A 6,542-nucleotide genomic window follows, 5' to 3' on the forward strand; every position below is an offset into this window, starting at 1 on the left:
CCAGATTGTTTTCTTTGATAAATTCCCGAAGGTGCTTCCTAAAAAGTTTTTCGTCCATTTTCCTTACCCCCTTGGTAAAAGTTTACCTTTTTCCCAAAGGGGTTTACACAGTTAATTGTACAGTCCCCTTCCTGCCTGTCTTTTGCGCTGGAATCCCAAATGAATCAATATGCGCTCCATGTCTTCAGCAGAGATGACAGCAAGCCTCGTCATGGCAGTACCTCGATCTGGTAAATACCTATTAGTTTCTCAGTTGTAGGAACTATATTCCCGGCCTCGTCAAGGTAAAGCCTGATGGCTTCTTGAATCCGTTTCTCCAGGTCGGTCAGGTTATCTGCCTGGGTATGGCAGCCAGGCAGAGATGGTACTGATGCGATATACTTTCCATCCTCGTCCTGTTCGATAATGACCAAAAAGCGACGGGACATTCTGTCTCCCCCTTTTTATCGAAAATCAAAACTAATCCGTCGGTCCCGGCTTCTTGAAAGGAAGTATAGTTTGTATCGGATATTTCATGGCTACATACTCTTGTTTATCCTGCCGTCCATGGTCTGAGTCACCGCAGCGGTTTTTGTTTGGTTAAGTTTCTCAACCTCCCGTATTACCCGCGGGCGGTCCCACAGTTGCACATCGGTATAACCGCTTGCTTCCTCTATCATTTCGCGCGTGAAGTACTGGTTCGTGACCACTATGCCCCGTGGAGCCTTGTAGTGCTTCATGGCTCTCAAGACTTCACCAAGTACCTTCACCCCAACTTTCCTCCCCGGAGCAAGTTTTTTGGCCTGCACTGCTATTGTGAGTGGTCCTTTCTGCAAAATTAAATCTGCTCCCTTGTCTTTGAACCCTCGCTGTAGTTGTACTTTATACCCCATCTGCTTGAATTTAACACTCAGCCATTGTTCAAATTCTCTGCCGGACATTCTATCCGTTTTGTCAACGCCTGTTCTACGTGCCCGTGCGTTAAAGTGAAGCCTAACCAACCATCTAATGAAAGAGGGCATGATAGCAAGTGCATAGAGCATCAGGAAGAACTTGTGTGTTAGTACTTGCCATAAAGGACGAAAAAAATACATGAATTGGTCAAATGGGTCAGTACCAAACTCCATGTCATACGGTCTCCCACAGTTAGTTAAACCGCTGGGCTCGTTATTCCCCTTCCGCTTTGCGCTTATCCAGGTCCTCTAATCCAGCGGACGTTTCGTCTTGGTTCGGACTTAGTTTTTGCTTGGTCCTAAGCCATTCTACATACTTACGTGCGTCTTCTTTCATCTCATCGTCTAAGTCGCTTATGTCTATAGAGTCACCTTTCTCTAATGTCACTTCCTTGGCCTCGGCAATAACACTCTGAAGCTCGTTCATCAGACGTGCTTTTTCTTTCTCTGATAAATTAGGTGTCTCTGACACTAGGTTTGCGATCGCAGAGACTAAGATTCGTAAAATCACGATAAGGGATTCAAACGGAACGCTACCACTTTCATCCCTCATGACTTCCAGAAGAGAAGCTAGCCGATCCCGTTTAGCCTTTGACTTGATCTCACGATTAGTTCTGGTATTCGGGTGTGTTGGCTTGGACTGAATAGATTTCTGTTGAGCCGGTGTTGGATCGTCCGTAAGACCCAGGAGATAGTCCGACGAGGTTTTTAAGTGTTGCGCCAGCATTTGGACGGTATCTATGTCAGGCATGTGAGTCGATGTCTCCCATTGCGAAACTGTAGATATACGCACGCCCAAGTGTTCGGCAATATCTTCCTGCCTCAACCCTAATTCTTTTCTCCTCTTGCGTAACCTTTCACCGAAACCCACATTCAACACCTCATACTCAGTATAATTCAGCCCGTCTGTACCCGCAAATATATTAAGCTTTAATGAAAATAACACCTGACACTTTCATCATCACTGAAGTATTATCATTTCAGAGGAGGTGAAGTAATGCACATCTTTGAGGAACTAAGACAACAGCCTCATTTAAGCAAAAGTGAAATGGCCCGTAGACTAGGAACTACCAGAAGCAACTACTCGAACATTGTTCATGGTCGCCAGGGACTGTCCAAAGAAATAGCACTGCGCGCACACGAAGAGTTTGGAGTGCCACTGGATGAACTTCTTAGACAGGGACGAGTAACCGACCGACCCACCGGAACCGATGGAACATGACCATTGTCTGACCAACTTCCTAACACCAACGTCCACTCACTGACTAGAAATATACAAAAAGGAGGTAGCGCAAAGCAATGTTAACGAGAGACGAATACATCCACCTGAGAAACATACTTGAGGATCGCATCAACGAGCAGTGTGGTTTATTCTTTGAGCTTACCGACGGGCCTAACACCGGCTGCATTGAGTCGGTCGTTGAGACTCTTTTTGCCTCAATATCGCAGAATGTGGGCATTCTCACCAAACTATGTGACGGGATCAGCAGCGACTCCATGTATGAACAATCGCTGGCTGGAGCACCTCTACAATCGCAAGCAGGAATGGCTCAATACGAAAACCGATGCGAGACCGGGCAAGCGCGGCCTAAAAACGCTTTGTGCCCGGTTTTTTGCTCGCGTTTCTTGATGTCATTTTAGCACTACTGGTTTTATTTCCCAAGTGAGAGGGGGGTGCACAAATGGCGTCAAGAAGGACCACGAATACCGAACTGGCGGCTGAGATAAAGAAACCCGCCGGAAAGGAGAGGAGATGTTAGAGATGCCCGTACACTATCTCACCATCATTGCTGCGCGCCAGAAGGGAAAACGCGGCAAGGAAACGTACCGTGAGGTGGCGCGCGTTCTCGGACCAGAAATACCGGACATGACGGAAGGTTTGGACGATGGAAGATAAAACTTATTTCGTAAGTGAGGTGGTAAGGTGGGCTTGGTATCAGAGGCACGGCGGGTCAAGCTAGAGGAAGCAGAGCAGGTATTGAAAAGCTACCGGTTTGCACGCGGGTCCGTGCGGCGGGAAATAGAGGAATTTTTTTCCCGCCTGCCTGAACCCTATAAATCGTTTGCGCAGTATCGCTACCAGGACGAGCAGATCTACACCATGGAGATGATCGCGGAAAAATTGGGATACGCGCCGAGAACGCTTTATGTCTTCCGCGTAAAAATTCTGAAGTGGTGGATTCAGTATTCCAGCAGTGCAGAAGACGTGCAGGAACGATGCATTGTGCAGGATGAACTCACCTGAGTATTTTGTAAGCAAAGGGGTCAAGGAAATGTCTTACAGGGTGTTTACTCCAGAAGGAATTTTCGAGGTCCTGCAACAACTTAGTTACGGCGACATGCTCAGTGCAGGCATCCTGACAATTATAGTTGCGGTCATTGTATTTAAGGTTCTTTCCGAAATTGCAGACCGAGAGGGGTCTCTTTGATGTGGCAGGTAATGGACGCCCACAGCATAGCAAAAATATACGCGGCACTTGTTTTGACCTCTGTGGTGTTTGCTTATTTCGTGGGCCGGATTGCGGCGTGGTGGCGAGAGTAATGGATAATTTCGCTTACTGCGTTCTCTGGTTCCTGAGTTACCCGATACTTATCAAGGCGGTCGCTCTTGCGGTATTCAGTTAAGGGATCTTCTCTGCGGTGGCCGCACTGGTGAGGAGTTAAGGAGTGGAGATAGATGTCTTTCAACGTTGACATGAACGCGGTGTACCAGCAATTTGCTAATGTTTTCGGTTCGTTGGCTCCGTTGCTGTGGCCGTTCATCGGGGTGCTTTTAGCACTCTTCGTGTTCGGCGGCCTGATAACGATTTTCAAGCACTATGGGCAGAGGTAATAGGTGCACATGCCGCACATAACACTGAGCTACAACCTAAACAACTTGTATCAAGTCATTGTAGACGTAATGCATTCTCTGTGGCCGATTATTCTGCTGCACATCGTAGGTATTGATTCTTCATCGGACTCTTTACAGCAATTTCTGCGCGAGCTTAGCAAAGGGACAGCTCGCGCCTATAAACAGGATCTAACAGATTTCGCTCGGTGGTTTTATACGACGAATGATGAGCATCTCGCTCCGGCTCTAGTGACTTCTATCGACCTTAAAGAGTACCAAAACCCACATGATGCTTCAGCGGCACCTTAGACCCGCCACCGTAAACCGACGTATAGCCGCAGTCATGGCTTGGTTGCGGTGGTGTCACGAGCAAGGGTATATCGAGGCACTGCCACGCTTGGCCAAACGAATCACGGAAACGCGACAGTCGCCTCGCGCTTTGTCAAAGAGGGAGCAAGACCGGTTTGTCCGTGCCGTGGAACGAGAAGGCAACAAAAGAGATAGAGCAATTATCGGCTTAATGCTGTATGCCGGTCTTAGAGTAGGCGAGGCAGCCCGTCTGCGGGTGAATGATGTCGTTATATCGGACCGCAAGGGCAAGGTGAGCGTGGCCGGGAAAGGAATGAAATAGAGAGAACCCGCTTGGTTTAGATGCCAGGACGATGGTTCAGGAATGGCTGACGGAAGCCCAAACGAAGCAACAACAGTGGCTGTTTCCGGGTCAGAACGGGCAACACATATCAATTCGCGCCGTGCAGCACATTATCAAGAAATACGCCTGGCAGGCCCGTATTGAGCCCGACAGGATCACACCGCACGTGCTGCGACATACATTTGCAACGAATCTACTACGTGACGGCGTGGACTTAGTGACAGTGGCCGCATTGCTGGGCCACTCGCGACTTGATACAACAGTACGATACACGCTACCTTCCTACGCACATATGGAACAGGTGGTTGAGTAGATGAACTCATTTATTTACAAAGTGTCAAATGACAGCTAGAATAATAGTACAATGGTTGTCAAGGGAAGGAGACTTGAAATGACCCTGAATGAACTCGCCGAACTAGCTGTAGCCACGGGGTTAGACTTGGGCAAGAATCCCGCTCGCACAATAAGATATTATATTGCAGAAGGATTATTGAACCCTCCTCGAATAGAATATGATGGGAAAATTAAGCGTGCAACTTATTCTTTAGACCATCTCTCAGCATTGAAACTGATTTGTAAATACAAGAAAAAAGGGTACCCTCTTAACGTAATAAGGGAAAAAATGAAAGAACCTCCCTACTGGACAGAAGAAGCATTGGAGTTTATGCAGCCATTCATAATGGCTAATGATTATCCTCAAGATGATTTTTCTAGGGACAAGCCAGTTACCCGTGGAGCATTGGCTGCTTTTCTTGTTCATTTTATGGACGCCGTAAAAAATGGGCATAAAGACCTCGACTTCTTGGAGAGAGCCTTTGTAGATAAAGACGGTCAACCTTATTTTGAGGATGTCAAAGAGCTACTGTACGAACAGAATTAGGCCGTGGGAGAGGAATTGAGTGGATCCAAGAAATATAATAAGGGAGGCAGCAACAGAAGAGGCTTACGAGATAACAACACACTGTCTTGAAGAAATGGATAAAGATGGTATATCCATCGAACAAGTCGAATGGGTGATGCAGCATGGGCAGCTTTGCAAAGTAGATCGCAAACGTAACCGGTATACTTTGAAAGCAAGGGGCATAATGATTAGTGTAGAGGTTATAGCCAAGAAATACGTGACTATAATAACAGCAGGAAGGGAAAGGAGATAAAACATGAAAGATCGGCTGTGTCGTTGTGGACGACCCATGGTTCAGGAAAAAAGAACTGTTACTCGAGAAATTGGCAACCAAACAATCGTTATCACGAACGTACCAGTCTTCTGTTGTACGCATTGCCAAGAAATCTTATATAGCGCACAAACCGTAAAAAAAATGGATGAGCTAATCCGCAGATTCCCCAATAAAACCTTACTTGTTTACCCTAATTTGCTGGATTTCAACAGTGAACTACGTTCCTATTTGAGCAAATTGGATCCGCATAATATTTTGGCCACCGCCTCCGAAGAACCCGTTAAGCGCTATGAAATTGTCGTTCTAGCAAATTCCCTTCGATCACAATTGCGTTCAGCTTAAATGACAAGCTCCCCGCAGTCTTTTCGGCCCTGGGAGCCGGGCCGGAGTAGTATTATCAAGTACTTCTTACTAGAAGTACTTGATAATACTACTCCGTGCGGTCTGGGATATGATACGGAACGGCCCGCCTCCACCAGAACAACAGGCGAGAAGCCTTGATAATAGAGAGTTTGGGTGATTTGTAAAATTATAGAGCGCTAAACCGGTTACTTTTAAGGTTCTCATTTTCTCGGCATTTCTCCCACGGTTGGATAACAAGTCGGTAACAAAACCGGTAACAGGTCCGGGCCCAAGAAAACCCGTTTGCGAGCTTTTCGGAGACGGGTTTTTTTGCTTTTTTTGACAACCAGAAACATATTTCTCTTGACAGATGTTGTCGAGATGTGACAATAATCTAGATTGAGAAGGAAAAAAGTCCTGGTTATTCTTAGCATTATTGCCAAACGAACTTTGAGACAGAGTAACACAAACCTGGCAGGGCATAAAGCCCGATTAATGTTTAGAACGAAACGGTTTAGACGGTATGGACCGAAAAATGAGATGTGATGTTGAGACAAAAAATCAATTGACAGAGTGGATGATTGGCATGATTCCTGCAATCAATCAAT

Annotated in this window: 14 protein-coding genes; 11 read left to right on the forward strand and 3 right to left on the reverse strand. The window is 46.5% G+C overall.

Annotated features, from left to right (window positions below; translation table 11 throughout):
- Positions 1 to 209 precede the first annotated feature (209 nt).
- From HPY90_RS14480 to HPY90_RS14490, 3 genes are all read right to left on the reverse strand, one after another.
- Entirely contained in the window at positions 210 to 428 is a 219-nt protein-coding gene (locus HPY90_RS14480) for a type II toxin-antitoxin system HicB family antitoxin (RefSeq protein ID WP_287195545.1), read from the reverse strand.
- A gap of 90 nt (positions 429 to 518) precedes the next feature.
- Entirely contained in the window at positions 519 to 1,106 is a 588-nt protein-coding gene (locus HPY90_RS14485; protein WP_353733684.1) for a restriction endonuclease, read from the reverse strand.
- Positions 1,107 to 1,146: 40 nt separating this feature from the next.
- Positions 1,147 to 1,803 carry a helix-turn-helix domain-containing protein gene (locus tag HPY90_RS14490; protein ID WP_287195547.1) on the reverse strand — a complete coding sequence of 219 codons (657 nt, stop codon included), beginning with the start codon at positions 1,801 to 1,803 and terminating at the stop codon, positions 1,147 to 1,149.
- Between the two features lie 126 nt (positions 1,804 to 1,929).
- Here HPY90_RS14490 and HPY90_RS14495 point away from each other — a divergent pair, with 126 nt between their 5' ends.
- From HPY90_RS14495 to HPY90_RS16255, 11 genes are all read left to right on the forward strand, one after another.
- Complete coding sequence (locus HPY90_RS14495; protein WP_287195548.1) at positions 1,930 to 2,154, forward strand: helix-turn-helix domain-containing protein; 225 nt, start codon at positions 1,930 to 1,932, stop codon at positions 2,152 to 2,154.
- A 77-nt stretch (positions 2,155 to 2,231) separates the two neighbouring features.
- A complete protein-coding gene (locus tag HPY90_RS14500; protein ID WP_287195549.1) occupies positions 2,232 to 2,573 on the forward strand; it encodes a hypothetical protein in 342 nt (113 codons plus the stop codon).
- 121 nt (positions 2,574 to 2,694) lie between these two features.
- Positions 2,695 to 2,829: a hypothetical protein gene (locus tag HPY90_RS14505; protein ID WP_287195551.1), complete on the forward strand. Its 135-nt coding sequence runs from the start codon at positions 2,695 to 2,697 to the stop codon at positions 2,827 to 2,829.
- Between the two features lie 27 nt (positions 2,830 to 2,856).
- A complete protein-coding gene (locus HPY90_RS14510; RefSeq protein WP_287195553.1) occupies positions 2,857 to 3,177 on the forward strand; it encodes a hypothetical protein in 321 nt (106 codons plus the stop codon).
- 28 nt (positions 3,178 to 3,205) lie between these two features.
- Positions 3,206 to 3,361, forward strand: a complete 156-nt coding sequence (locus HPY90_RS14515; RefSeq protein WP_287195554.1) for a hypothetical protein — start codon at positions 3,206 to 3,208, stop codon at positions 3,359 to 3,361.
- A gap of 248 nt (positions 3,362 to 3,609) precedes the next feature.
- A complete protein-coding gene (locus HPY90_RS14520; RefSeq protein WP_287195556.1) occupies positions 3,610 to 3,765 on the forward strand; it encodes a hypothetical protein in 156 nt (51 codons plus the stop codon).
- Positions 3,766 to 4,051: 286 nt separating this feature from the next.
- Complete coding sequence (locus HPY90_RS14525; protein WP_287195558.1) at positions 4,052 to 4,396, forward strand: tyrosine-type recombinase/integrase; 345 nt, start codon at positions 4,052 to 4,054, stop codon at positions 4,394 to 4,396.
- Between the two features lie 31 nt (positions 4,397 to 4,427).
- Positions 4,428 to 4,730 carry a tyrosine-type recombinase/integrase gene (locus HPY90_RS14530; protein WP_287195559.1) on the forward strand — a complete coding sequence of 101 codons (303 nt, stop codon included), beginning with the start codon at positions 4,428 to 4,430 and terminating at the stop codon, positions 4,728 to 4,730.
- Between the two features lie 78 nt (positions 4,731 to 4,808).
- Positions 4,809 to 5,297, forward strand: coding sequence for a helix-turn-helix domain-containing protein (locus HPY90_RS14535; protein WP_287195561.1), 489 nt, complete (start codon positions 4,809 to 4,811; stop codon positions 5,295 to 5,297).
- A 19-nt stretch (positions 5,298 to 5,316) separates the two neighbouring features.
- Positions 5,317 to 5,571 (forward strand): DUF4258 domain-containing protein, encoded by a 255-nt coding sequence (locus HPY90_RS14540; RefSeq protein WP_287195563.1) that lies wholly within the window; start codon positions 5,317 to 5,319, stop codon positions 5,569 to 5,571.
- Positions 5,572 to 5,607: 36 nt separating this feature from the next.
- Positions 5,608 to 5,934 (forward strand): type II toxin-antitoxin system MqsA family antitoxin, encoded by a 327-nt coding sequence (locus HPY90_RS16255; protein ID WP_353733685.1) that lies wholly within the window; start codon positions 5,608 to 5,610, stop codon positions 5,932 to 5,934.
- Positions 5,935 to 6,542 lie beyond the last annotated feature (608 nt).

The sequence above is a fragment of the Syntrophothermus sp. genome (assembly GCF_013314835.1).
GTDB classification, from domain to species: domain Bacteria; phylum Bacillota; class Syntrophomonadia; order Syntrophomonadales; family Syntrophothermaceae; genus Syntrophothermus; species Syntrophothermus lipocalidus.

What these genes read in the sequence shown, in the direction of transcription:
- HPY90_RS16255 (WP_353733685.1), top strand. Translation starts at nt 5,608, where the DNA reads ATGGTTCAGGAAAAAAGAACTGTTACTCGAGAAATTGGCAACCAAACA.
- HPY90_RS14495 (WP_287195548.1), top strand. Translation starts at nt 1,930, where the DNA reads ATGCACATCTTTGAGGAACTAAGACAACAGCCTCATTTAAGCAAAAGT.
- HPY90_RS14505 (WP_287195551.1), top strand. Translation starts at nt 2,695, where the DNA reads ATGCCCGTACACTATCTCACCATCATTGCTGCGCGCCAGAAGGGAAAA.
- HPY90_RS14530 (WP_287195559.1), top strand. Translation starts at nt 4,428, where the DNA reads ATGGTTCAGGAATGGCTGACGGAAGCCCAAACGAAGCAACAACAGTGG.
- HPY90_RS14485 (WP_353733684.1), bottom strand. Translation starts at nt 1,106, where the DNA reads ATGGAGTTTGGTACTGACCCATTTGACCAATTCATGTATTTTTTTCGT.
- HPY90_RS14525 (WP_287195558.1), top strand. Translation starts at nt 4,052, where the DNA reads ATGATGCTTCAGCGGCACCTTAGACCCGCCACCGTAAACCGACGTATA.
- HPY90_RS14480 (WP_287195545.1), bottom strand. Translation starts at nt 428, where the DNA reads ATGTCCCGTCGCTTTTTGGTCATTATCGAACAGGACGAGGATGGAAAG.
- HPY90_RS14500 (WP_287195549.1), top strand. Translation starts at nt 2,232, where the DNA reads ATGTTAACGAGAGACGAATACATCCACCTGAGAAACATACTTGAGGAT.
- HPY90_RS14535 (WP_287195561.1), top strand. Translation starts at nt 4,809, where the DNA reads ATGACCCTGAATGAACTCGCCGAACTAGCTGTAGCCACGGGGTTAGAC.
- HPY90_RS14520 (WP_287195556.1), top strand. Translation starts at nt 3,610, where the DNA reads ATGTCTTTCAACGTTGACATGAACGCGGTGTACCAGCAATTTGCTAAT.
- HPY90_RS14515 (WP_287195554.1), top strand. Translation starts at nt 3,206, where the DNA reads ATGTCTTACAGGGTGTTTACTCCAGAAGGAATTTTCGAGGTCCTGCAA.